Here is a 22,052-nt window from a genome sequence, read left to right as displayed (position 1 = left end):
CGCCGCCGGCACCGCAAAGAGTCTGGAGACAAGATGAAAACCCGTGCAGCCGTCGCTTTTGAAGCCAAGAAGCCTCTCGAGATCGTCGAACTCGACCTGGAAGGGCCAAAGCCCGGCGAGGTGCTGGTCGAAATCATGGCGACCGGCATCTGCCATACCGACGCCTACACGCTCGACGGCTTCGACAGCGAAGGCATTTTCCCCTCGATCCTGGGCCATGAAGGCGCGGGCATCGTGCGGGAGGTCGGCGTGGGCGTCACCTCGGTCAAGCCCGGCGACCATGTGATCCCGCTCTACACGCCCGAATGTCGCCAGTGCAAAAGCTGCCTCAGCGGCAAGACGAACCTGTGCACCGCGATCCGCGCGACCCAGGGCAAGGGGCTGATGCCCGACGGCACGACCCGCTTTTCCTACAAGGGGCAGCCGATCTACCATTATATGGGCTGCTCGACCTTCTCCAACTTCACCGTGCTGCCCGAGATCGCGGTGGCGAAAATCCGCGAGGATGCTCCTTTCCAGTCGAGCTGCTATATCGGGTGCGGCGTCACCACGGGCGTCGGCGCGGTCATCAACACGGCGAAGGTGCAGGTGGGCGACAATGTCGTCGTCTTCGGCCTGGGCGGCATCGGCCTCAACGTCATCCAGGGGGCGCGTCTGGCCGGCGCGAACAAGATCATCGGCGTCGATATCAACCCCGATCGCGAGGAATGGGGCCGCAAGTTCGGCATGACCGACTTCCTCAACAGCAAGGGGCTGAGCCGCGAGGAAACGGTCGCCAAGGTAGTCGAACTGACCGACGGCGGCGCGGATTACACGTTCGACGCGACCGGCAATACCGAAGTGATGCGCACCGCGCTGGAGGCGTGCCATCGCGGCTGGGGCACCAGCATCATCATCGGGGTGGCGGAAGCGGGCAAGGAAATCAGCACCCGCCCGTTCCAGCTTGTCACCGGCCGCAACTGGCGTGGCACCGCGTTCGGCGGGGCGAAGGGGCGCACCGATGTCCCCAAGATCGTCGACATGTACATGACCGGCAAGATCCAGATCGACCCGATGATAACCCATGTCATGGGGCTGGAGGAGATCAACACCGCCTTCGACCTGATGCATGCCGGCAAGTCGATCCGATCGGTCGTCGTCTTCTAAAAGTCCACATCAACCAAGGGAGAAGCGATATGGCAGTCATTTCGGGTGACGGGGTGTTTTCGCACACCTGCGTGGGGGCAAGCGACCTTGCTGGGTCTGCGGCCTTCTATGATGCTGTGCTGACGCCCCTGGGGGTCAAAAATCTCGGCCCCTTCGGCGACAACATCATTCTGTACGGCAAGGACAAGCCGGCCTTTCTCGTGCTGCGGCCGGGCAATGGCGAGGCGCCGTCCGGCAACGGGGTGACGATCGGTTTCGCCGCCGCCAGCACGGAACAGGTTGACGCCTTCCACGCGGCCGGGATTGCCGCGGGCGGCACATGCGAGGGGGCGGCCGGCCCGCGCGGTCACCTCCCCGGCGCCTACGCTGCCTATCTGCGTGACCCGGCGGGCAACAAGATCTGCGCCTACACCTTCACGGAAGCCAACTAATCGATGGAGCAGGTCAGCACTAATCGGTCCTTCGGCGGCGAGCAGGGCGTTTTCAAGCACGCGTCCGCCGCTACGGGCACGGACATGACCTTTTCGGTCTTCGTGCCGCCGCATGAGCCGGGGGCCAAGATGCCGGTCGTCTGGTATCTGTCGGGGCTGACCTGCACCCATGCCAATGTAACGGAAAAGGGCGAGTTTCGCGCCGCTTGCGCGGACCTCGGCCTGATCTTCGTCGCGCCCGACACATCCCCGCGCGGTCCGGATCTGCATGGGAACCCCGTGCCGGACGATCCCGCCGGCGCCTATGATTTCGGCTTGGGCGCGGGCTTCTATGTCGATGCGACGCAGCCGCCCTATGCCGCCCATTACCGTATGTGGACCTATGTCACGGAAGAGCTGCCGGCGCTGGTGGCCGAGCATTTCCCCGTCGATATGGCGCGGCAGGGCATTACCGGCCATTCCATGGGCGGCCATGGCGCGCTCACCATCGGGCTGACTCACCCCGACCGTTTCAAGTCCGTGTCCGCCTTCGCGCCGATCGTCGCGCCCGGGCAGGTGCCCTGGGGGCACAAGGCGCTGGCCGGCTATCTGGGCGAGGACCGGGCGCTTTGGCGGCGGCATGACGCGGTCGCGCTGATCGAGGATGGGGCGCGCCTGCCGGCGTTGCTGGTGGACCAGGGAGAAGCCGACCCCTTCCTCGCCGAGCAGCTGCGGCCCGACCTGCTGCGCCAAGCCTGCGAGACAGCCGGTATCGACCTCAGCCTGCGGCTCCAGCCCGGTTATGACCATAGCTATTATTTCATCTCGACCTTCATGGCCGACCATCTGCGCTGGCACGCGGCGCGGCTGGCCTGACGGGCGGATCGCAAAAGGAGAGAAGGGCGAGAATGTCGCAGATCATCATCATCGACCGCGCGGGGGCGGAGCATCCGGTCGAGGCGCAGGCCGGCCTGTCGGTCATGGAAATCATCCGCGACAATGGCTTCGACGAACTGTTGGCGCTGTGCGGCGGCTGCTGTTCCTGCGCGACCTGCCATGTCTTTGTCGATCCAGCCTTCGCCGATCGCCTGGGGCCGATGAGCGAGGACGAGGACGACCTGCTCGAAAGCAGCGATCATCGCGCCGAAACAAGTCGCCTGTCTTGCCAGATCGCCTTTGCCGACAGCTTGGACGGTCTGCGCGTCACCATCGCGCCGGAGGATTGATCCATGCCGGCCGACCTGCTCCGCCGCTATTATGCGGCGTTCAACCGGGGCGACAGCGCCGCCATGCTGGAGCTGCTGACCGACGATGTCGTCCATGAACCCTCGCAGGGGGCGGTGCGCGAGGGCAAGCAGGCGTTCGCCGACTTCCTCGATCATATGAACCGCTGCTATCGCGAGCAGGTGATCGACCCTATATTCCTGACGTCCGCCGATGGCGCGCGGGCGGCGGCGGAGTTCATGCTGGAGGGCGAATATCTCGCCACCGACCCCGGCCTGCCGCCCGCAACCGGCCAACGCTATCGCCTCCGGGTCGGCGCCTTCTTCGCCATCGCCGATGGGCGGATCGCCCGCGTCAGCAACCATTATAATCTCGCGGACTGGCTGGATCAGGTGAAGCGGGGATGACACAGGCGGCCGCCGACGCCGCCATCACGGTCGAGCGCATCGGCCGTGACGCCGCCACTCTGCGCGCGCTCGCCACGCTGCGGATGACGGTGTTTCGCAGCTGGCCCTATCTGTACGACGGCAGCCTTGATTATGAGGCCGCCTATCTCGACGAATTTCTGCGCGACCAGGCGGCGGTGCTGATCGTCGCGCGGCTGGGCGACATTCCGGTCGGCATGGCGACCGCCTCGCCCATGGCGGGCCAGTCGGACGCCGTGACCGCGCCCTTCCTGGCAGCGGGCCTTGACCCTGCAACCTTCTTCTATTTCGGCGAATCGGTGCTCCTTCCCCAGTTTCGCGGGCTGGGCATCGGGCACCGCTTCTTCGACCTGCGCGAGGCGGCGGCGCGCGCCGCCGGGGCGACCGGCGCGACCTTCGCGGCGGTCGAGCGCGATCCCGATCATCCGGCCCGGCCGCACGATGTACGCGATCTAGCGCCCTTCTGGGAGCGGCGCGGCTATCGCGCCGACCCCCGCCTCATGATGACGCTACGCTGGAAGGAACGCGGCGCGCCGCAGGAGAGCGACCATAGGATGCGCTTCTGGCGCAAATCGCTGGCGGAGGGCTGAGGCGGCGACGGGATAGCCCCGCCGTTCCGTAGCCCTCCGGCTGGACCGTCATCCACGACATGACAGCGAACGAAGGCAACCGGCGTGGCACCCCAGAGCCTTGGCGCCCCCGCTCACCCCTTCCCCTTGAGCCCCAGCAGCGCAGCGAAGGGGCTCGCCTGTTCCTCGGTCATCACCCCGGCTTCCTTCAGCACCGCGTCGGCGTCGGGCGACCGGGGGTAGGGGGTCATCGCCAGCGCCATCGTCTCGGCCACCGCCTCGCCCATATCGATCGCCTGCCCGTCATAGCCGATCGTGTCGACATCCTCCGCGTCCAGTTCCAGCTCCTCGCCCTCCACCACACCGTCCTCCACCACGAAGCGCAGCGCGAAGTCGGTGTCGATCGTCTCGGGCACCGGCTCTCCGGTGGCGATGCAGGGCTGGGCCAGCGCCGCGCGCACCCGCCCGCGCGCCAGAATCGCGCCGGCTTCCTCGGTCAGGCTATAGTCCGCCTCCAGCCGGTCGAGCGCCGAGAGGCCGAACCGCTTCGCCAGCGCCACCCGCTCGGCCTCGTCGGCCGCGATATGCGTCTCGCCGGTCAACCGCTTGACCTGCTCGGCCCGCACGACCCGCGAAAATTCCGGCGTCCCGCTCATCCAAGGTCTCCCGCCAGCAATGCCTCGCGCGTCACGCAGCCGATCCGCACCCAGCGCGCCCGCAGCGCCCCTTCGACATGCGCCACCGCCTCCGCCGGCACATCCGCGCCGCGATAGAGGTTGCGCCGCAGCACCTCGTCGAGCGCCGCCTCGCCGCCGAGCGCGGCGCGATAGGCGCTGATCCGCCCGCCGAGCGCGCTCATCATCCGCCCGACATGCTTGCCCACGACCACGTCGCCAATCCCTTCCTGCCGCAACTGCCCGTCCATATCGTCAACGAACAACTCGGTCAGCCAGACGCTGTCCTGCGCCGCGCCGAGCTGCTCCAGCCGCATCAGCACCTGCGCCAGCACCGCGACGATCATGTCGAACCGCCCGTCGAGCGCATCGGGCACGGCCCCGTCCAGATACCAGTGCGGCTGCCGCCCCTCGGCGACCACGGCATGGTAGAGCGGCAGCAGACCCTCGCGCGGATCGCTGCGGCCCAAAAGGCGATGCAGGAAGGAAGAGGCAGGCATGGTACGGCGCTTCTGTGCAAAAGGGGGATGTTCGCGCCCCTTGCCGGGGACCGCGCATTTCCATATTGATCGCTGCGCCGCCCAATGCAACAGCGGCACCTTGAGTTTTACGCATGGCGCGGGCGCGCCCCCGCAGGAGATATTCATGCCCCAGTTCAGCCGCCATGACCGCCGCGGGCGCGTGATAATCGCGATCGGCCTGGCCGCGCTGCTGGTCGGCACGTCCGCCTGCACCCGCATCCGCACGCATCAGGGCTATCAGGTCGACAAGCTGCTGGTGGATTCGGTCCAGCCCGGCATCGACAATCGCGCCTCGGTGGAAGGCACGCTGGGCCGTCCGACCTTCGTGTCGCAATTCGGTCAGCAGGACTGGTATTATGTCTCGCGCAACATGCGCCAGCTCGCCTTCGCCAATCCCAAGCCGGTCGAGCAGACCGTGCTGCGCGTCCGCTTCGATCCCGCCGGCAATGTCGTCGCGGTCGATCGCATGGGGCTGGAACAGGTCGCGCGCATCTCGCCCGCTGGCGACAAGACGCCCACGCTTGGCCGCAATCGCAGCCTGTTCGACGAAATTTTCGGCAATATCGGCGCGGTCGGCGCGGGTGGCATGGGCGGCGGCAATGCCGGCCCCAATGGCGGCGGTCCGAACGGCAGCTGAGTAAATGCGCAAACAGCTGTCCCACTCGCTGTTCCACTTGGGCTGAAAAAGGGCGCTCCGGCCTGACCGAAGCGCCCTTTTTCGTGGGCTTGAAAGCCTGTCGGCCGGTCAGGCCCGCCGCGTTCCCGAAAAGGCCGACGCGCCGAACGCGCCCAGCTGCATCGTTCCGCTGATGCTGTCGCCCGAAACCTCCGCCTCGCACTCCAGCGTCATCGGCATCGGCATGGTCATTTCCATCTTCCATGTCAGCTTGTCGCCCGCGACCTGCCCGTCGACCACGTCGAGCGACCCCATCATTCCGGCGAAGGTGCCGTTGAAGCGATCCCCGCTGCTGATGACGGTGAACACGCCCTTCTGGTCCCCCATCGGCGTCTTGGCCACGCAATCATAAGCGCCATCCACTGTAGCCATCTCGAATCTCCTTTACGCTTCCGTCAATCGGCGAGCGTGCCCGTTTCCACCGGCAGCCCCACCGCGTCAAGCTGCGGCCGCACCAGCTTGGCGTCGCCCACCACCACCCAGATCAGCCGGTCGGGATTGATCGCCTCGCGCGCCGCCTTGTCCAGATCGGCGGCGGTCATGGCGCGATAGGTCTTGGGCAGCGTCTCATAATAATCGTCGGGCCGCCCGATCAGGTCGTTGCGCATCATCGCCGACAGCAGCTCCGACGACGTCTCGAAACTGCCGGGCAGCGAGAGGATCTGGCTGTTGATTGTCTGGTTGCGCTCGGCCTCGGTCGTGCCCTTCGTGGTCAGATAGTCGCTGATGTCCTTGCGCGCCGCCAGGATCGATTCGCCCGTCTTGTCGGTCTGCACCGGGGCGTAGACCAGCAGCGGGATCGTGTCCTTGACGCCGGGCAGCGCGGTCCCGGCATAATAGGCCCAGCCCTTGGTCTCGCGCAGGTCCATGATGAGCCGCGAGGAGGTGGAGCCGCCCAGCACCTCGTTGGCGGTCTGGAGCGTCACCGGATTGTCGGTGCCCTTCTTGTCGGTCAGCAGCCCGGCGAGGATCATCGACTGCGGGCTTTGCGGCTTGTCGATGAGGACGATCCGCGCCGGCCGCGCCATCCGGTCCTTGCGGAAGGTCTTGACGCCCTTGGCCGCCGCCGGCGCCTTCCAGTCGCCGAAGCGCTTTTCGAGCAGCGGCATCAGTTCGGCCAGCGTCGTGTCGCCCGCCGCGAAGATGGTGGCATTGTCGGGCCGCAGCCACTTGTCGTGGAAGCCGGTAAGGTCAGCCCGCGTCACCGCCTTGACCCCGGTCTCGGTGCCGGAGCCGGTGAAGGGAATGCCGTAGGGATGCGCCTGCCCGAAGAGCAAGGGCGGCAGCATCCGCTGCGCGATCGCCATCGGCTCGGTCTTTTCCGCCTTGATCCGGGTCAGTATCTGCCCGCGCAGCCGCTCGACCTCCTCGGGCTTGAACGCCGGGTTGCGGATCACGTCGGCCAGCAGCCCCAGCGACGCATCCAGATTGGGCTTGAGCGCGAACAGGCCGACCGTCGTGCGGTCCATGCTGTTGGCGGCGCTGATCGTCGCGCCCAGCCGTTCCTGTTCCTCAGCGATCTGCTTGCCCGTCCGGCTCGTCGTGCCTTCATCGAGCAGCGCGGTGGTCAGCCCCGCCGTCCCCAGCTTCGCCTTGTCATCGGCCGCATTGCCCGCGTCGAAGCCGACCGAGACCCGCACCGTCGGCACCGCGGTGCGCCGCGCGAACACGACCTTGATCCCGCTCTTCAGCGTCGCCCGCTCGACATCTGGGAAGTCCAGATCCTTGACCGGCTCGATCGGCGGCTCGGCGATCTTGGTCGGGGCAGGGGGGCTGCCCGCCGCCGGAGCAGGGGAACCCGGCTGCTGGAAATAGGCGGGATGGTGCGTCGCTCCCTTCGCATTGCCCGCCAGCGCATTGTCCGCCGCGCTCCGCTCGCCCGGCGACACGGTCAGCCGCAGCACCGGCCGACCCAGCCATTTTCGCGCCGCCGCGCTCACCGTCGCGGGCGTCGCGGCGGCGTAGATGGCCAGGTCTTTCTTATATTTCTCGGGATCGTTGGAATAGACCGCGCCTTCGGCCAACGTCACTGCCTTGCCCGAAAAGCCGCCCACCTTCTCCAGCCCCGAAATCGTGCCCGACGCCTGTTGCGTCGCGGCGCGCAGCACCTCGTCGGCGGTCGGCCCCTTGGCGAGATAGTCGGCGAGCAGCTGGTCCAGCCGCTTGCCCACCGCGACCGGGTCCACGCCTGGCTTCACGTCCACCGTGATCTCGACCATGCTGAGCTTTTCGAACGGCAGCATCGCCGCCTTGACTGCCACCGCCACCTTCTCGTCGCGCACCAATATGGTGTCGAGACGCGAGGAGGCGAGACCGCCGAAGATCGACAGCGCCAGGTCGAGCTGTGGCAGTTCGGGCGAATTCAGCCCCGGCACGATCCAGTTGCGGTAGAGGCGGGTAGCGGCGACATTGTCGTGCATCGTCACCTCGGCGTCCTTCGCCAGCGTCGGCACGGTCGCATCGACATCCTGCGGCGCGGGGCCGGCGGGGATATTGCCGAACCACTTCTCGACCTTCGCCTTCGCCGTCGCCACGTCGATATCGCCGGCCAGCACCAGCACGGCATTGTTGGGGCCATAATGCGTCTTGAACCAGCTCTGCACGTCGGCGAGGCTGGCGGCGTTGAGGTCCGCCATCGACCCGATGGTCGAGTGGCGATAGGGGTGGCCCTCCGGCAGTAGCGCGGCGAGCTGGGCATATTCGACCAGCCCATAGGGCTCATTCTCGCCCATCCGCTTTTCGTTCTGCACGACCCCGCGCTGGGTATCGAGCTTCACCTGAGTCACTGCGCCCAGCAGATGCCCCATCCGGTCGGACTCGAGGAACAGCGCCCGGTCGAGCGCGCCGGTCGGCACCGTCTCGAAATAATTGGTGCGGTCGAACCAGGTCGTCCCGTTCCAGTCGGTCGCGCCGATATCCTCCAGCCGGCCGAAGAAGGGGCCATCGGCATTTTCCGAGCCGTAGAACATCAGATGCTCGAACAGATGCGCGAACCCGGTCTTGCCCGCCGGCTCGTGCCGCGACCCGACATGATACCAGACCGACACGGCGACGATCGGCGCCTTGCGGTCGGTATGGACGATAACGCGCAGCCCGTTTGGAAGGCGGAACTCCTCATAGGGAATGTCCACTTTCGACACGAGGCTGGAAAGCGGGGCAGGCGCGGCGGTGGCGGTTGCAGCGGCCTGCGCCAGCGCAGGAGCGGGCGTCAGAGCGATAGCGGACAGGCCGGCCAGCAGGGTCAGGCGGCGCGACAGGCGAGACAGGATCATGGAACGGCCTTCTGCGAATGAGCGTATGGACCAGCGGCACGGACGCGCCGCATCTGCCATCACCATAGCGGGGCGTGGTAGCGGCGCAATACGGATAAAGGGGGCGTGATGGGCCGAGGGAGTCCATGCTCCACCGCATTCCGTATAACATCAATCAACTTGGATAAGTTAATTGACTCTGTAGTGCAGATGAAACATTCTAACGATAGTTCTTCTTGATCGGCCCAAGTGCCGACAAAAAGCCTGCATAAATCGCTGGAGAGGTCATCGGATATTCTCGGATATACGGGGGCTTACGCTTGCTGGATAATATTGTTGGGGATTTGTTCGCACGGGTCGACCGGCTCACGGGCGAGCATACCAAGCGCAACCCGCGCACGGCCGAAATTCATTCGGCTCGCAAGCAAGTCATGCGCGTCCGCGGCCGCACCTATCAGGCAGGCCGTGCTATGGCGCTCACCCAGCTCGCTATAGCTGAGGGCGATGTGACGGCGGCGGTGCCGTCGCTTCTCGCCGCCGCCCGCACGGGCAACGGTGCGGAGCGCGCCCGCGCCATTGCGTTGAGCGGTGATCTCGCGCGCATGATCGTCACTGCGCCCGGACGGGGCATCGCCCGCAAGCAGGACGATGTGCCGGGCCTTTACCAGCACTTGGAAAAGATCGCCCGGCTTGGCTCTCCCGATCTTGCCAAGCGGGTTCGCACCTACCGGCTCGTCGCTGCCAACCAGCTGATCGCCGCGCTTCGGCTTGCGATTCTCCGTACCGAGACGGATGAAAATGCGGCGCATGACATCGTCCTGATTGTCGGACGGCTCCTGTCCCGGAAGCGCGCCGACGCGGTCGTCAACCGCATCAACGGGATGCTTGAAAAGCTCGACCTGCACGAAAAGCCCGAACTGCAGTCGGCGATTTATCGCTTCGTCTTCGACGCGCGGGTGCGCGCCGCCAGCCGGTCGGCCGGCGCGCCGCCCACGGCGGAAGAAGTGACCGAATTTCTTGAAGCGAACGGCCATGCCGGCGCACGGGCGCTCGCCCAGTCGAAGGAGACGTTCACGGTCGCGTTCGACGGGTGCGAGGCGGTCAAGGATCGTATCGTTGACGGCTTCCGTGCGTTTTGCCGGGACACGCCGACCAGGGCGGGGGCCAAGCATCTGCTGGACATCGCGTCCTGGACCCAGCGCTTCTGGCGCGACGCCGCATTCCGCGATCCTCTGCTGGAAGAAATCGCGTCGATGATCGCGAAGGAGCGTGGTGGCGCAGCGGACTTCCTGCGCGGCCTCGTCGCCTTCCTTCAGGGCCGCATCGCCGACGCGGAAGCGCAATTCGCCGGTGCGGTCGAGAAGTCGGCAGAACTTGCGAAGACCGGCGCATCCAGCTTTTTCGCCGGCCTTTCCGAAGAGGATGAAGCCCCGCTTCTCCGCCCCGACACCGACTTCACCAACGTCAATCGTACCGACCACGCCTTTGTATGCTGTGCGGACTTGAAATATTTCGAGCGCTACGCTGCGAACTATCTGAAATCCGCCCGTGAGAAGGGCGGGCGGATCAGGCTTCACTTCCATATCGCCGCGCCCACCCATCGTCAGGCGCGCCAGGCGTTCAAGAGGCTGCTGAGCGGGGAACGCAACGTCTCTTTCAGCAGCGAAGTGCCGATCTTCCCGATCCCGACCTATTATGCCAGCATGCGCTTCCTGCGCGCGCCCGATTTCCTCACCTATGTCGCCGATCGGGTCGTGCTGACCGACATTGACGTTCTGTTCCGCGCAAATGCGAACAATTTCCTCAAGTCTCCGCTGTTCGCCGAAGCAGATCTCGGTCTGCGCGTCTATGACAAGGTCCGCCTGCTCGGCTGTTATGGCCGTCCGCGCGACAAATTCTTCCGCTATCCCCGGCTGGTTCCCTGGGGGCAGGTCAATGCCGCCGCCGTCCTGCTGCTCGCCACGCCGGCTGGCCGCCACGCCGCCGAGCAGATCGCGCGGGACATGCGCCGCCATCTCGGCCGCGCGCTCAAGGACCGCAACTCCGCCTGGTGGATCGACCAGAACTCGCTGCTCGCCACGCTTCTGACGCTGCGGGCGGAAGGAGGCGTTCGCATCGTCAATCTGGAGGATGCCGGGTTGCCGTGCGGGTCGTTCGATTATACCGGCAGCGAAGCGATGCCGGGCGGCCATCCGCTAGTGGGCGGGTTCTGACCGACGCCTCAGTCGCCCCGCCGTTCATCGCCCGTTCCCGGAACAGGCGGTAACAGGGAGCGTTGCCCACGCTGACCGGCTTGCGGGAGACGATCGGATGAATCATGTTGTGCTGACGCGCTCGGGCGCGTTGCTGCTGTTCCTTGGACTAGCCCAGTCCGGTCCGGGCGTTGGGGCGGCGCCCCCCTCCAGCGCGGCCGGCACTATCGCCGACTATATGCTGATGAATGTCTGCGTCGACGGCAATGATCGCGCGATCGCCGGCATTCCGCCCCGATGTCCCGGCGGGCGGCAGCGCGACATTCGGCCGGGCGATCTCCTCTATTATCGCCACGCCGATTTTCCGCTGCCGGGCGCAAAGGGCTGCGCCGCCGCTATGCAGTCCCAACGCTTCGCCTTGCCGCTCAGGACGGCGGGCTCGGATGAGCGCGGGCGGCGCTATACGCTGGTTGCCGGCTGGACGGATTACCCCCCAGTCGGTCAGCCATGCCAGTATAACCGCTTCGACGCCCGCGATACCGCTACCCTGCTTGCGATCGGCCCCGAGGGCGCGAGTCTTATCGGGGCGCATCACCATAATAGCTGGTTTCTCACCACCGGCCCGGCTTTTGCCGATCCGCGCAAGGCGGGTGCGAGCCGCTTCATGGGCGCTTGGGCTTTCCCCGCCGCCATTCCGGCCAAGGGGAAGGTCGGCTGGGGCATATTCGGGCGCCGTACCGTTAAGTCGCCCCGGCCTGACTTCGCCGGCGCGGCGGGGCTTGCGCCCGGGGGGCAGCGCGCGCCGACGCCCTCGATCCAGTTCTGGAAGCGGATCGACTTCCAATATGGATCGAAGGATCGCCCGACCATGACGCTCGACACACTCCTGCAAATCCCCTTCACCCGCGTCGGCCCGACCAAGGATGCGCCTGGCGGCTCGCAAGGGTCGGAACATGCCTACCTCACCCGCGAATATGGCTTTGTCACCCGATGGGAAAACTGGTCGGCGGAAGACGCGCGCAAGGATGTGATGGGACAGGCGCGCAAAGCCTACACCACCCCCGGCTGCACGAAACCCGCGACCATCGCTGGCCAGATTACCCCGCATTTCCACGCCGGCGAGATCGAGGACAATCCGCGCGAGCGTTATTACCGGCAGCTCATCTCCACCAGCGACGGGACGAAAACCACCCGCAAATATTGGTATATGACCGGCTGTCACGACTTCACCAACATCGCGGCCGTTAAGCCCTTCGATCCCTATGGCGCGATGAACGATCGCGTTTTTGGCACGACATTCCTCAGCCAGTTTCAGGCACGCCGCTGAAGCCGCCACTGGCGCAAATTTCTGCGCCACCCTTGTGTTGTTTTTCGGCAACACTACATGCTGGGCGTCTGGAAAGAGTGAGACGCCATGAACCTCGACAAATTCACCGATCGCGCCAAGGGCTTCCTCCAGTCGGCGCAGACCGTTGCCATCCGCATGAGCCACCAGCGGATCAGCCCGGAGCATCTGCTGAAAGCGCTGCTGGAGGATGAGCAGGGCATGGCATCCGGCCTCATCAGCGCGGCGGGCGGCACGCCGCAGGTTGCACTGCGCGAAACCGATGCGGCGCTCGCCAAGGTGCCGTCCGTCTCGGGCAGCGGCGCGCAGCAGACGCCGGGGCTCGACAATGACGCCGTGCGCGTCCTCGATACCGCCGAGCAGGTGGCGCAGAAGGCGGGCGACAGCTTCGTCACGGTCGAGCGGCTGCTGCTCGCGCTCACCCTCGCCGCGACGACCGCGGCGGGCAAGGCGCTCGCCGCCGCCGGGGTGAAGCCCGACGCGCTCAACGCCGCCATCAATAGCTTACGCGGCGGCCGCACCGCCGACACGGCGGGCGCGGAGGATCGCTACGACGCGCTCAAGAAATTCGCCCGCGATCTCACCACCGCTGCACGCGAGGGCAAGCTCGATCCGGTCATCGGTCGCGACGAGGAAATCCGCCGCACCATCCAGATCCTCGCCCGCCGCACGAAGAACAACCCCGTCCTCATCGGCGAACCCGGCGTCGGCAAGACCGCCATCGCCGAGGGGCTGGCGCTCCGCATTGCCCATGGCGACGTGCCCGATACGCTCAAGGACCGCACGCTCATGGCGCTCGACATGGGGTCGCTCATCGCCGGCGCCAAATATCGCGGCGAGTTCGAAGAACGCTTGAAGGGCGTGCTGGACGAGGTGAAGGGCGCGGACGGCCAGATCATCCTCTTCATCGACGAGATGCACACGCTGATCGGCGCGGGCAAGTCCGAAGGCGCGATGGACGCTGGCAACCTGCTGAAACCCGCCCTCGCGCGCGGCGAACTGCACTGCATCGGCGCGACCACGCTCGACGAATATCGCAAATATGTGGAGAAAGACCCCGCGCTCCAGCGGCGCTTCCAGCCGGTCTTCGTCGGCGAACCGACGGTCGAGGACACCATCTCGATCCTGCGCGGCATCAAGGACAAATATGAGACGCACCACGGCGTGCGCATCGCCGACAGCGCGATCGTCTCCGCCGCGACGCTCAGCAACCGCTACATCACCGACCGCTTCCTGCCCGACAAGGCGATCGACCTGATGGACGAGGCCGCCTCGCGCATCCGCATGGAGGTGGAGAGCAAGCCCGAAGAGATCGAGAATCTCGACCGCCGCATCATGCAGCTCCAGATCGAGCGCGAGGCGCTCAAGAAGGAAAGCGACCAGGCGTCGAAGGACCGGCTCGCCGCGCTCGAAGCCGACCTCGCCAATCTGGAGCAGCAGTCGGCCGAACTGACCCAGCGCTGGCAGGCGGAAAAGGACAAGATCGCCGGCGAGGCCAGGCTCAAGGAGCAGCTTGACGCCGCGCGCGTGGCGCTGGAGCAGGCGCAGCGCACCGGCGAATATGCCAAGGCGGGCGAGCTGCAATATGGCACTATCCCTGGCCTTGAAAAGCAGCTTGAAGAGGCGCAGTCCGCCTCCAAAGGCGCGATGTTGCGCGAGGAGGTGACGCCGGAAGACATCGCCGCCGTCGTCTCCCGCTGGACCGGCATCCCGGTCGACCGGATGCTGGAGGGCGAGCGCGAGAAGCTGCTGAATATGGAGGCGGAACTCGGCAAGCGCGTGATCGGTCAGGCCCATGCAGTCAAGGCCGTCGCCACCGCCGTCCGCCGGTCACGCGCCGGCCTGCAAGATCCCAACCGTCCGCTCGGCAGCTTCCTGTTCCTCGGCCCCACCGGCGTCGGCAAGACCGAGCTGACCAAGGCGCTCGCCGGCTTCCTGTTCGACGACGACAGCGCGATGGTCCGCATCGACATGAGCGAGTTCATGGAGAAGCACTCGGTCGCCCGCCTGATCGGCGCGCCGCCCGGCTATGTCGGCTATGAGGAAGGCGGCGTGCTGACCGAAGCCGTCCGCCGCCGGCCCTATCAGGTCGTCCTCTTCGACGAGGTGGAAAAAGCGCATGGCGACGTGTTCAACATCCTGCTCCAGGTGCTGGACGACGGCCGCCTGACCGACGGGCAGGGGCGCACGGTCGATTTCACCAACACGATCATCGTGCTGACCTCCAACCTTGGGAGCCAATATATCGCCGCGCTGGGCGACGATGATCCGGTCGAGAAGGTCGAGGATCAGGTGATGGACGTGGTCCGCGCCCATTTCCGTCCCGAATTCCTCAACCGGCTGGACGAGATCATCCTGTTCCACCGCCTGGGCGCGGCGCACATGGCCCCGATCGTCGACATCCAGGTCGCCCGCATCGGCAAGCTGCTGAAGGACCGCAAGATCACCCTCGACCTGACCGACGGCGCGCGGGCGTGGCTGGGCCGGGTCGGCTACGACCCGGTCTATGGCGCGCGCCCGCTGAAGCGCGCGGTGCAGCGCTACCTGCAAGACCCCCTCGCCGACCTCATCCTGCGCGGCGAAGTGCCTGACGGGGCAACGGTGCGGGTCGAGGATGGGGATGGAGCGTTGCGGTTGGAGGTGGTGTGATCGGCAGCGAGACTGCTGGCAAAATTGCACTTAAGCGGTAGGCTCGCTCTTTCCATTGGGGAGCTTCAACATGTCGTCAACCGCTTTCAACAGCCTGACCCGCAGATCATTCCTCGCGGCAAGCAGCATGGCGTTTGCTGCGGGAGGATGCGCCACGGTGACGCCGCCCAAGCCCCGCTCCTACATGGATGGCCTCAGTTTTCTGCCGGAGGACTTGGCGGACATCCAACGGGCGGGCCTAAATGGCATGGTGTGCGACGTGTCAGAAGTCGAAGAGGTGCGCGATGCGGGGGGCGTTCCGCGCTATCTTCGCACCTTTGCGAAATGCAGCGCTGCATTGGACGCTGCCGTCGCTCGTCTCGCGTCCAGCCCCTATGCCTACATCGCTTACCGAGGGTCCGACATCGGCCGCAAAAGCGGTTGCGCGATCTTTCTTCAGTTCCAGTCCTGCGAGCCGGTCGGCAAAGATATTTCCCGCATTGCGGATTTTCATCGACGAGGCTTGCGCGTCCTTCAGTTCACGCACCACAATGATAATCTCTTCGCTGGCGGGGCTTTGGAAAGCCGATGGAGCGGGCTGACGCCGCTCGGCATTGAAGGACTAGCGGAGATGAATCGGGTCGGCATCGTCCCAGACGTTTCGCATGGCTCTGAACCGACGATGCTTGAAGCTGCCCAACGCAGCACGACACCGATTCTTCTTTCGCACGGCGCTTGCAAGGCAATTGTCGATCATCCTCGCTGCGCTTCGGACGCAGTCATTCGCGCCATCGCCGATAAAGGCGGCATGATGGGCATTTTCATGATGAGCTTCTGGCTGACTCGCGCGTCCGTCCCAGCCGTCGAGCATCTGATCGCTCAGATACGTCATGTCGTGAACATCGCAGGCGTGGAGGCGGTCGGGATTTCGAACGACTTTCCCATGGCTGGACAGCCCAACCTAGCTAAGCTGAACAACGACAATAGGGAGGGGGTGAAAGAATATCTCGCCTGGTGGCGCGCGATGCGCGGGTTGGGGATTGCCGGCTTCGAATGGACACCCGAGCATGTCGTCATCCCCGAACTGAACAGGATCGATCGGATGGCATCGATCGCTCGCGCGCTCGACGCCGCTGGCTTCTCACCAAGGGAATGCGACAAAATAATGGGGGAAAACTGGCGACGGGTTCTGACCGACGTGCTTGGTTGATGACAAAAAAGGCGGCTCCTTAGGAGCCGCCTTTCTTTTTACCCATTCGCCTTTTGATGAATCAGAAGCGGAAATCAACACCTGCGTAGAACATACGGCCATAGAGATCGTATGTGTTCGCCGACGTCTGAGTGCCCGGGAAGGTCACCGGGTTGGTGTCGCCAAACACCGGCGGCTTCTTGTCGAAGACGTTATCCACGCCGAGATAGAATTCGTAAGTCTTCTTCTCGTCCAGTCCGAACCGGAGCTGGGCATCGTGGTACCAGTAAGCACCAGTGCGAGTGGCATCCGGATCGGTGATGTCATCGCGGACCGACGACAGATAGTTCACGCGCCAGTTGAGCGAAACATTGTTCACGCCGACCGTCGCCGAGACGTTCACCTTGTCACGGAAGCCAGTGCCGAGACGACCGCAGCTATAGCAATCGAGCTGACCGACTTCCTTCTGCGTGGGACCGCCGGGGAAGGAGGTCTGCTCCTGCTTGAGCAGATGCGTCCATCGGGCCGTCAGATCGAACTTGCCCGACTCCCCAAACCTGGCGGTGTAGCCAACCTGGGTATCGATACCCGAAACGAGGAACGAACCAGTGTTCAGGTTGAAGGCGTCGACTTGAGTAACGCGGCCGGTCGCATCGCGCGTGATATTGTCGCAGAACAGTGCTTCGCCGCCACCGGTGATGCACTCATCCAGCGACGTCTGCTGCCCGATGATACCGATCGCGTCCTTCACCTTGATACGGTAATAATCGACGGTGATATTCAAACCGCGCAGGAAGCTCGGCGTGAAAACTGCACCCAGCGTCAACGTCTTAGCGGTTTCCTCGGTGAGGTCCGGGTTACCGCCCACGAAGCCGTTGATCGTTTGAATTTGCGCCGTCGTGTAGGTGAAACCGCCAGCGGCCGCAGCTGCGGCGATGGCGGGATTGGCGCGACAGGCTGCTGGCAGCGAAGCGGCAGGAATGCTTATCGGAGCCCCATCGCCATTGCCTTCCGACTGGTCGCACGGATCGACAACCGCCGGGAAGGTCTCGCTCTGCGCAGAGAACAGTTCGGAGATGTTGGGCGCGCGGGTTGCTTCGGAGTAGATGCCGCGGAATCGCAGGTCAGGAACAGGGGCCCATTCGCCACCCGCCTTCCAGCTCCAGACGCCGCCGACCGTCGAGTAATCGGCGTAGCGGACAGCGCCTTCAAGTCCCAGATAATGGAAGAAGGGGCGCTCCGAAAGGATCGGCGCGAGAACTTCGATGAAGCCTTCCTTGACATTATATTTGCCGCGCGTGTCGGTCAGAAGATTGCCCAGCGTAAGGCCAAGGTTAGTTGCCTCGTCGAAATCCTCGGTGCTCGACTCCCGACGATATTCAAAACCGGTCGCGATGCTGAGCGCACCACCAGGAAGTTCGAACAATTCGCCCGAGACCGAGGCGGAAAACACATCCTGCTTCACCTTCGCCCGGTACGTCGACAGCTGGCCATTATTGGTTACATAGGCGGCAGCGGCGGCCGAGGCAGTGTTCGCCCCAAATATGTTGATCGGAACGCAGGCAGGATCGTTATTAGACGGGTCGGCATCCACGTTGATGCTGCAGACCGGGCCATTGGGGCCGGCTACGGCGTTGAGGGCGTTCACATATTGCGGGCCGAGGATCGTTCCCGAGCGGGTATAGTCCTTCGTTTCGCCGTGGGTGTAGTAAAGTTCGTAATTGAACTTTTCTGCGACAGTGCCCCGCAGGCCGCCAACGACGCGCCAAGTCTCACGATCATTCTTGTTGCTGCGGTCGAAAATATCGTTTGAGCGACGGCGGAAGGGCAAAGACGTCACACCAGCCGCCACCATAGCATCGCGGATCGCGGTCGGGATGAACGGGTTGGTGATCGGAATGCCTTCATAGCCGCTGCCATCGGCGTTGGTCAGATCGGTATTGGCGACTGCTTGCGGCTCCAGCCGCGAGCGCGACTTGCTCTTGGCGTAGGTCACTTCGCTGAACAGAGTTACGTTGTCGGTCAGTTCATAGCTCGCTAGACCGGTCGCTAGGTAACGCTCAACCGGAAGCCCAAGATAGCGGTCCTGGTTCCGGTTATACCCGTCGATGTTGGCGCCCTGATAGGATTTCAGCACATTGCCCGGTCCGAAGGTGAAGGTGCTGGGCCCCGTCGCGAACGTGCCACTGGGGCTGAAGAGGCCCTGGGAGGCGAAGGAACTGCGGTTAGGGATGTCAGTGTCGGAATAGTCGCGATCCTTCGACCGCAAGCCTTTGTCCCGATCATAGCTGCCGTTGACGACGATATGCCCGCGACCTCCGCCAAAGGAGATGCCACCGGTGACGGTCGCCAGATAACGTCCGGCATCGCCTTCGTCGCTGAGCGTGTTCTGCCCGTGAAACCGCAGGCCTTCGAACTTGTCGTCAAGAATGAAGTTAACCACGCCCGAAATGGCTTCCGAGCCGTAGACGGCCGATGCACCGCCGGTAACAACCTGAACCTGCTTGATGAGGTCGGTGGGGATGGTGTTGAGGTCGACGATGGACGTGCCCGGAAGCCCGGCCACGAATCGCCGTCCGTTGACGAGAACCAGCGTGCGAGAAGAACCCAGGTTGCGAAGGTTCACCGTCGCTACGCCGTTACCTGTAGTCGAAAAATTCGACGAGGTGCGGCTGATATTTTGTCCAACGGCAGGCAGGTCGGCAAGCACGTCCTGAATGTTGGCAGCGCCGGCCTGAGTGATCTGCTCCTGACTGACGACCGCGACCGGCACAGATGCGCTGAGGTCGGGACGCGCGATGCGCGAGCCAGTAACAACGATTGTTTCAGCAGCGTCAGCATCGGCTGCCTGAGGGGGTTCCTGCGCCATCGCCTGGCCGGCGATGAGCGATGCGCCAAGCATCGCCGGGGCAACGCCGGCAAACAGCATTGCCTTGTTTGAAAATATTGTCACGTTCCAGTCCCTTGCTCTGGAGTTCGGCAGATCTCTGCCTTTCGATGGCCGTATGAAGGGATATGGTGCCCGACAGCGATCCCCCCATAAGGATCGCCGGAAACTGCGCGGGCTCATCGGCGGTGTAAAGCCAGACAGAGGGACGAGAGCATCTTTTAATCGACCATGTAGCATAAATACCACATTGGTCTCGAGAGAACGTCAGGCTGTTGCAATATTATTACAATTAATAACGGCTTAGCGACATCGGGGATGTGGTGGCAAGTCGCCAGTATATCAGCGAACCCCTAACCCGCCGGCATCCCCCCCGCTACCAGCAGCGGATCGATCCGCGCGTCGTTCCATTTCATCCCCCAGTGGAGATGCGGCCCGGTGGCGCGGCCCGTTGCCCCGATCGCGCCGATGCGCTGGCCCTGCCGCACCGCTTCCCCCACCTTCACGTCGATCCGCGACAGATGCAGGAAGGCGCTGTTGAGGCCATGGCCATGGTCGATCATCAGCAGATGGCCTTCCAGCGTGAAAGGCTTGTCGGCTGCCGCCAGGATGACCACGCCGTCGGCCGGCGCGACCACCGGCGTTCCCGTCGCGCCGGCGACATCGACCCCGCCATGATAGGCGCCCGGCACCCCCTGATAGACGCGCTGCGCCCCGAACAGCCCCGAAATCCGCCCGATGCTAGGCCAGACGAAGCGCTGCCGCCACCCTTGCGCCTGCGTCACCGTCGCCCGCGCCGCCGCGATTGCCGCCAGTTCGGGCTGGCGCAGCGCCAGAAAGGCCGCGCTGTCCTTCGTCGGCCGAAGCGGCGCATTGATCCGCTCGATCCGCCAGGCGCGCGGGCCGACATCCAGCATCCGCTCGATAACCTGCCCGTCGTTCGTGCGCGCGCTGAGCAGCGCCACCGGCGCGGCGTCGCGATCGAAGGCGATCAGAAAGCGCCCGTCCGCGTCCATCGGCACCGGCTGCCCGCCCAGGCTCAGCGCGGCCGTGCCGGCCGGCGCAGTCCCCAGCATCACCCCGCCCTGCACCGCGCGGCCTTCGAGGCGAAAGTCGCGCGCGACCGGCGCTTGCGCCATCGCGCCACCCGCCGCCGCACAGAGCAGAACGGCGACAACCCCGTTCCGCATCAACCGCGTGCCGCTCGGCGCTCCGCCTCGACCGACGCCTCGGCGCTGGCATAGGCTTCCTGCCGCGCGATGCTCCAGTAGCGCAGATGGTCTAGCGCGATCCTCTGCCCCGTCACCGCGCAGAGCACATGGTCGCCCGCCTGCAACACGCGGAAGCTGTAGGGCATATAATGGAGCCGGGCGATCCGGTCGCTATTGGACATCAGCATGAGGCGGCCTTTCTGCGCGTCAGGAGAACAGATCCTGCTGCCCCTCTTCGGGACCGCGAGCCCTGCGCGCCGGACGGGGAGGAGATATAGCGGGCGCAGCCAGTGTCTCAAGCGGTGGCGCGGCGTCGCCCACCCGCGCCCCGACCGTCCCGTCGCGGAAATGCAGCACCACGTCGCCCGCCGTCCGGGCGGCATCGACCGACGCGACGAGGTGCCCGCCCGCCATTACCCGCGCATAGCCGCGCTGCAGCGGCAGGTCGGGATCGAGCGAGGCGAAATGGCGCGCCACCCGGTCGAAGGCGGTGGCGCAGTCGCGATGCGCCCGCGTCAGATAGTCGGGCCGCAGCCGCAACCGGTCCAGCCGCTCGGTCGCGCGATGGAGATGCTGCCGCAGCAAGGGCGGGCGCAGCGCCGCGCCGGCCTCGCTCAGATGCGCGCGTGCCTCCGCCAGCCGGTGGCGCAGCCCCCCTGCCAGCGCGTCCGATAGCTGGTCGAGCCGCTGCCGCTGGGGGCTCAGCAGCGTGTCGGGCGTCGGCATCAGCCGCGCCTGCATCTCCAGCCGTTCGCGCGCCTGCGCCGCGCTGCGCCGCACCGCCCGCCCCGACCGCAGGCCCATTTCGGTAAGTCCCGCCAGCAGCTCCGCGCGCACCGGCACCGCCATCTCGGCGGCGGCGGTGGGGGTCGGCGCGCGGCGATCGGCGGCGTGGTCGCACAAAGTCGTGTCGGTCTCATGCCCCACCGCCGAGATGATCGGGATGGTGCAGTCGGCCACGGCGCGGACGACGATCTCCTCGTTGAAGCTCCACAGATCCTCGATCGATCCGCCGCCGCGCGCGACGATCACCAGATCGGGCCGGCGCAAAGGGCCGCTGCCGTCCATCGCCGAAAAGCCGCGCACCGCCCGCGCCACCTGCTCCGCCGCGCCGGCTCCCTGCACCAGCACGGGCCAGACCAGCACGTCGGTCGGGCAGCGATCCGACAGGCGATGCAATATGTCGCGGATCACCGCGCCGGTGGGCGATGTCACCACGCCGATGGTGCGCGGCAGGAAGGGCAGCGGCTTCTTCCGCTCCGACGCGAACAGCCCCTCGGCCGCCAGCTTGGCCTTGAGCTTCTCCAGCAGCGCCATCAGCGCGCCTTCGCCCGCCAGCTCCATCCGCTCGATCACGATCTGATATTTGGAGCGGCCGGGATAGGTGGTGAGCTTGCCGGTGGCGATCACCTCCACCCCGTCCTGCGCGGCAAAGGCGAGGCGCTGCGCCCCGCCCTTCCACATCACCCCGTCGATGACGGCGTTGTCGTCCTTGAGACAAAGATAGAGATGCCCCGACGCCGCCCGCTTATACCCCGAAATCTCGCCGCGCAGCCGGACATGGCCGAACCGGTCCTCAACCGTGCGTTTGAGCGACGCCGACAATTCGCTGACGGTCAGCGGCGGCGCGTTGTCGCCGGCGCGCTCCTCGGCTAACAGGCGGCCCGAACTGTCATAGGCGTCATATTCCGGGGACATGGGCGA

The 22,052-nt window shown here is 65.3% G+C and carries 19 protein-coding genes; 11 read left to right on the top strand and 8 right to left on the bottom strand.

Annotated features, from left to right (window positions below; translation table 11 throughout):
• Nucleotides 1–33: 33 nt before the first annotated feature.
• From V2B31_RS05050 to V2B31_RS05025, 6 genes are read left to right on the top strand one after another with little or no spacing between them, the layout of a single operon-like run.
• A complete protein-coding gene (locus V2B31_RS05050) occupies nucleotides 34–1,146 on the top strand; it encodes an S-(hydroxymethyl)glutathione dehydrogenase/class III alcohol dehydrogenase (RefSeq protein ID WP_328276028.1) in 1,113 nt (370 codons plus the stop codon).
• A gap of 29 nt (nucleotides 1,147–1,175) precedes the next feature.
• Nucleotides 1,176–1,577, top strand: a complete 402-nt coding sequence (locus V2B31_RS05045; RefSeq protein WP_328276026.1) for a VOC family protein — start codon at nucleotides 1,176–1,178, stop codon at nucleotides 1,575–1,577.
• A gap of 3 nt (nucleotides 1,578–1,580) precedes the next feature.
• On the top strand, nucleotides 1,581–2,432 hold the full coding sequence (gene fghA, locus V2B31_RS05040; protein WP_328276023.1) for an S-formylglutathione hydrolase: 852 nt from the start codon (nucleotides 1,581–1,583) through the stop codon (nucleotides 2,430–2,432).
• A 32-nt stretch (nucleotides 2,433–2,464) separates the two neighbouring features.
• Nucleotides 2,465–2,782: a 2Fe-2S iron-sulfur cluster-binding protein gene (locus V2B31_RS05035; RefSeq protein ID WP_328276021.1), complete on the top strand. Its 318-nt coding sequence runs from the start codon at nucleotides 2,465–2,467 to the stop codon at nucleotides 2,780–2,782.
• Between the two features lie 3 nt (nucleotides 2,783–2,785).
• Complete coding sequence (locus V2B31_RS05030) at nucleotides 2,786–3,187, top strand: ketosteroid isomerase-related protein (RefSeq protein ID WP_328276019.1); 402 nt, start codon at nucleotides 2,786–2,788, stop codon at nucleotides 3,185–3,187.
• Nucleotides 3,184–3,795, top strand: a complete 612-nt coding sequence (locus V2B31_RS05025; RefSeq protein WP_328276017.1) for a GNAT family N-acetyltransferase — start codon at nucleotides 3,184–3,186, stop codon at nucleotides 3,793–3,795. The genes V2B31_RS05030 and V2B31_RS05025 overlap by 4 nt, the downstream gene beginning before the upstream one ends.
• A gap of 113 nt (nucleotides 3,796–3,908) precedes the next feature.
• On the opposite strand, the gene V2B31_RS05020 is transcribed toward V2B31_RS05025, so the two are convergent.
• Nucleotides 3,909–4,430: a YceD family protein gene (locus tag V2B31_RS05020; protein WP_328276015.1), complete on the bottom strand. Its 522-nt coding sequence runs from the start codon at nucleotides 4,428–4,430 to the stop codon at nucleotides 3,909–3,911.
• Nucleotides 4,427–4,948: a ubiquinol-cytochrome C chaperone family protein gene (locus V2B31_RS05015; protein ID WP_328276011.1), complete on the bottom strand. Its 522-nt coding sequence runs from the start codon at nucleotides 4,946–4,948 to the stop codon at nucleotides 4,427–4,429. The genes V2B31_RS05020 and V2B31_RS05015 overlap by 4 nt, the downstream gene beginning before the upstream one ends.
• A 145-nt stretch (nucleotides 4,949–5,093) precedes the next feature.
• Between V2B31_RS05015 and V2B31_RS05010 the strand changes: the two genes are divergently transcribed.
• Nucleotides 5,094–5,606, top strand: a complete 513-nt coding sequence (locus V2B31_RS05010; RefSeq protein ID WP_328276104.1) for an outer membrane protein assembly factor BamE — start codon at nucleotides 5,094–5,096, stop codon at nucleotides 5,604–5,606.
• Between the two features lie 108 nt (nucleotides 5,607–5,714).
• Here V2B31_RS05010 and V2B31_RS05005 read toward each other — a convergent pair whose 3' ends face one another.
• Both V2B31_RS05005 and V2B31_RS05000 read right to left on the bottom strand, forming a co-directional pair.
• Complete coding sequence (locus tag V2B31_RS05005; RefSeq protein ID WP_328276007.1) at nucleotides 5,715–6,017, bottom strand: hypothetical protein; 303 nt, start codon at nucleotides 6,015–6,017, stop codon at nucleotides 5,715–5,717.
• A 23-nt stretch (nucleotides 6,018–6,040) separates the two neighbouring features.
• Nucleotides 6,041–8,917: a M16 family metallopeptidase gene (locus V2B31_RS05000; protein ID WP_328276003.1), complete on the bottom strand. Its 2,877-nt coding sequence runs from the start codon at nucleotides 8,915–8,917 to the stop codon at nucleotides 6,041–6,043.
• Nucleotides 8,918–9,327: 410 nt separating this feature from the next.
• On the opposite strand from V2B31_RS05000, the gene V2B31_RS04995 reads away from it, so the two are divergent.
• The 4 genes from V2B31_RS04995 (at nucleotide 9,328) to V2B31_RS04980 (ending at nucleotide 16,271) form a co-directional block, all read left to right on the top strand.
• Nucleotides 9,328–11,109 (top strand): hypothetical protein, encoded by a 1,782-nt coding sequence (locus V2B31_RS04995; protein ID WP_328275999.1) that lies wholly within the window; start codon nucleotides 9,328–9,330, stop codon nucleotides 11,107–11,109.
• Between the two features lie 97 nt (nucleotides 11,110–11,206).
• A complete protein-coding gene (locus V2B31_RS04990; protein WP_328275996.1) occupies nucleotides 11,207–12,415 on the top strand; it encodes a hypothetical protein in 1,209 nt (402 codons plus the stop codon).
• An 87-nt stretch (nucleotides 12,416–12,502) separates the two neighbouring features.
• Nucleotides 12,503–15,082, top strand: a complete 2,580-nt coding sequence (gene clpB / locus V2B31_RS04985; RefSeq protein ID WP_328275991.1) for an ATP-dependent chaperone ClpB — start codon at nucleotides 12,503–12,505, stop codon at nucleotides 15,080–15,082.
• Between the two features lie 70 nt (nucleotides 15,083–15,152).
• Nucleotides 15,153–16,271: a membrane dipeptidase gene (locus V2B31_RS04980; protein WP_328275987.1), complete on the top strand. Its 1,119-nt coding sequence runs from the start codon at nucleotides 15,153–15,155 to the stop codon at nucleotides 16,269–16,271.
• A 61-nt stretch (nucleotides 16,272–16,332) separates the two neighbouring features.
• Here V2B31_RS04980 and V2B31_RS04975 read toward each other — a convergent pair whose 3' ends face one another.
• From V2B31_RS04975 to xseA, 4 genes are all read right to left on the bottom strand, one after another.
• Complete coding sequence (locus tag V2B31_RS04975; RefSeq protein ID WP_328275982.1) at nucleotides 16,333–19,203, bottom strand: TonB-dependent receptor plug domain-containing protein; 2,871 nt, start codon at nucleotides 19,201–19,203, stop codon at nucleotides 16,333–16,335.
• Nucleotides 19,204–19,490: 287 nt separating this feature from the next.
• Nucleotides 19,491–20,327: a M23 family metallopeptidase gene (locus tag V2B31_RS04970; RefSeq protein WP_422247132.1), complete on the bottom strand. Its 837-nt coding sequence runs from the start codon at nucleotides 20,325–20,327 to the stop codon at nucleotides 19,491–19,493.
• A complete protein-coding gene (locus tag V2B31_RS04965; protein ID WP_328275979.1) occupies nucleotides 20,327–20,536 on the bottom strand; it encodes a DUF2093 domain-containing protein in 210 nt (69 codons plus the stop codon). The genes V2B31_RS04970 and V2B31_RS04965 overlap by 1 nt, the downstream gene beginning before the upstream one ends.
• Before the next feature lie 19 nt (nucleotides 20,537–20,555).
• Nucleotides 20,556–22,046 carry an exodeoxyribonuclease VII large subunit gene (gene xseA / locus V2B31_RS04960; protein ID WP_328275976.1) on the bottom strand — a complete coding sequence of 497 codons (1,491 nt, stop codon included), beginning with the start codon at nucleotides 22,044–22,046 and terminating at the stop codon, nucleotides 20,556–20,558.
• Nucleotides 22,047–22,052: the final 6 nt, after the last annotated feature.

The organism is Sphingobium sp. (genome assembly GCF_036170395.1).
GTDB lineage: Bacteria > Pseudomonadota > Alphaproteobacteria > Sphingomonadales > Sphingomonadaceae > Sphingobium.
The sequence above is the reverse complement of the archived record's forward strand: the minus strand, read 5'-3'. Positions and strand labels throughout refer to the sequence as shown.

What these genes read in the sequence shown, in the direction of transcription:
- V2B31_RS05050 (WP_328276028.1), top strand. Translation starts at nt 34, where the DNA reads ATGAAAACCCGTGCAGCCGTCGCTTTTGAAGCCAAGAAGCCTCTCGAG.
- V2B31_RS05045 (WP_328276026.1), top strand. Translation starts at nt 1,176, where the DNA reads ATGGCAGTCATTTCGGGTGACGGGGTGTTTTCGCACACCTGCGTGGGG.
- fghA (WP_328276023.1), top strand. Translation starts at nt 1,581, where the DNA reads ATGGAGCAGGTCAGCACTAATCGGTCCTTCGGCGGCGAGCAGGGCGTT.
- V2B31_RS05035 (WP_328276021.1), top strand. Translation starts at nt 2,465, where the DNA reads ATGTCGCAGATCATCATCATCGACCGCGCGGGGGCGGAGCATCCGGTC.
- V2B31_RS05030 (WP_328276019.1), top strand. Translation starts at nt 2,786, where the DNA reads ATGCCGGCCGACCTGCTCCGCCGCTATTATGCGGCGTTCAACCGGGGC.
- V2B31_RS05025 (WP_328276017.1), top strand. Translation starts at nt 3,184, where the DNA reads ATGACACAGGCGGCCGCCGACGCCGCCATCACGGTCGAGCGCATCGGC.
- V2B31_RS05020 (WP_328276015.1), bottom strand. Translation starts at nt 4,430, where the DNA reads ATGAGCGGGACGCCGGAATTTTCGCGGGTCGTGCGGGCCGAGCAGGTC.
- V2B31_RS05015 (WP_328276011.1), bottom strand. Translation starts at nt 4,948, where the DNA reads ATGCCTGCCTCTTCCTTCCTGCATCGCCTTTTGGGCCGCAGCGATCCG.
- V2B31_RS05010 (WP_328276104.1), top strand. Translation starts at nt 5,094, where the DNA reads ATGCCCCAGTTCAGCCGCCATGACCGCCGCGGGCGCGTGATAATCGCG.
- V2B31_RS05005 (WP_328276007.1), bottom strand. Translation starts at nt 6,017, where the DNA reads ATGGCTACAGTGGATGGCGCTTATGATTGCGTGGCCAAGACGCCGATG.
- V2B31_RS05000 (WP_328276003.1), bottom strand. Translation starts at nt 8,917, where the DNA reads ATGATCCTGTCTCGCCTGTCGCGCCGCCTGACCCTGCTGGCCGGCCTG.
- V2B31_RS04995 (WP_328275999.1), top strand. Translation starts at nt 9,328, where the DNA reads ATGCGCGTCCGCGGCCGCACCTATCAGGCAGGCCGTGCTATGGCGCTC.
- V2B31_RS04990 (WP_328275996.1), top strand. Translation starts at nt 11,207, where the DNA reads ATGAATCATGTTGTGCTGACGCGCTCGGGCGCGTTGCTGCTGTTCCTT.
- clpB (WP_328275991.1), top strand. Translation starts at nt 12,503, where the DNA reads ATGAACCTCGACAAATTCACCGATCGCGCCAAGGGCTTCCTCCAGTCG.
- V2B31_RS04980 (WP_328275987.1), top strand. Translation starts at nt 15,153, where the DNA reads ATGTCGTCAACCGCTTTCAACAGCCTGACCCGCAGATCATTCCTCGCG.
- V2B31_RS04970 (WP_422247132.1), bottom strand. Translation starts at nt 20,327, where the DNA reads ATGCGGAACGGGGTTGTCGCCGTTCTGCTCTGTGCGGCGGCGGGTGGC.
- V2B31_RS04965 (WP_328275979.1), bottom strand. Translation starts at nt 20,536, where the DNA reads ATGCTGATGTCCAATAGCGACCGGATCGCCCGGCTCCATTATATGCCC.
- xseA (WP_328275976.1), bottom strand. Translation starts at nt 22,046, where the DNA reads ATGTCCCCGGAATATGACGCCTATGACAGTTCGGGCCGCCTGTTAGCC.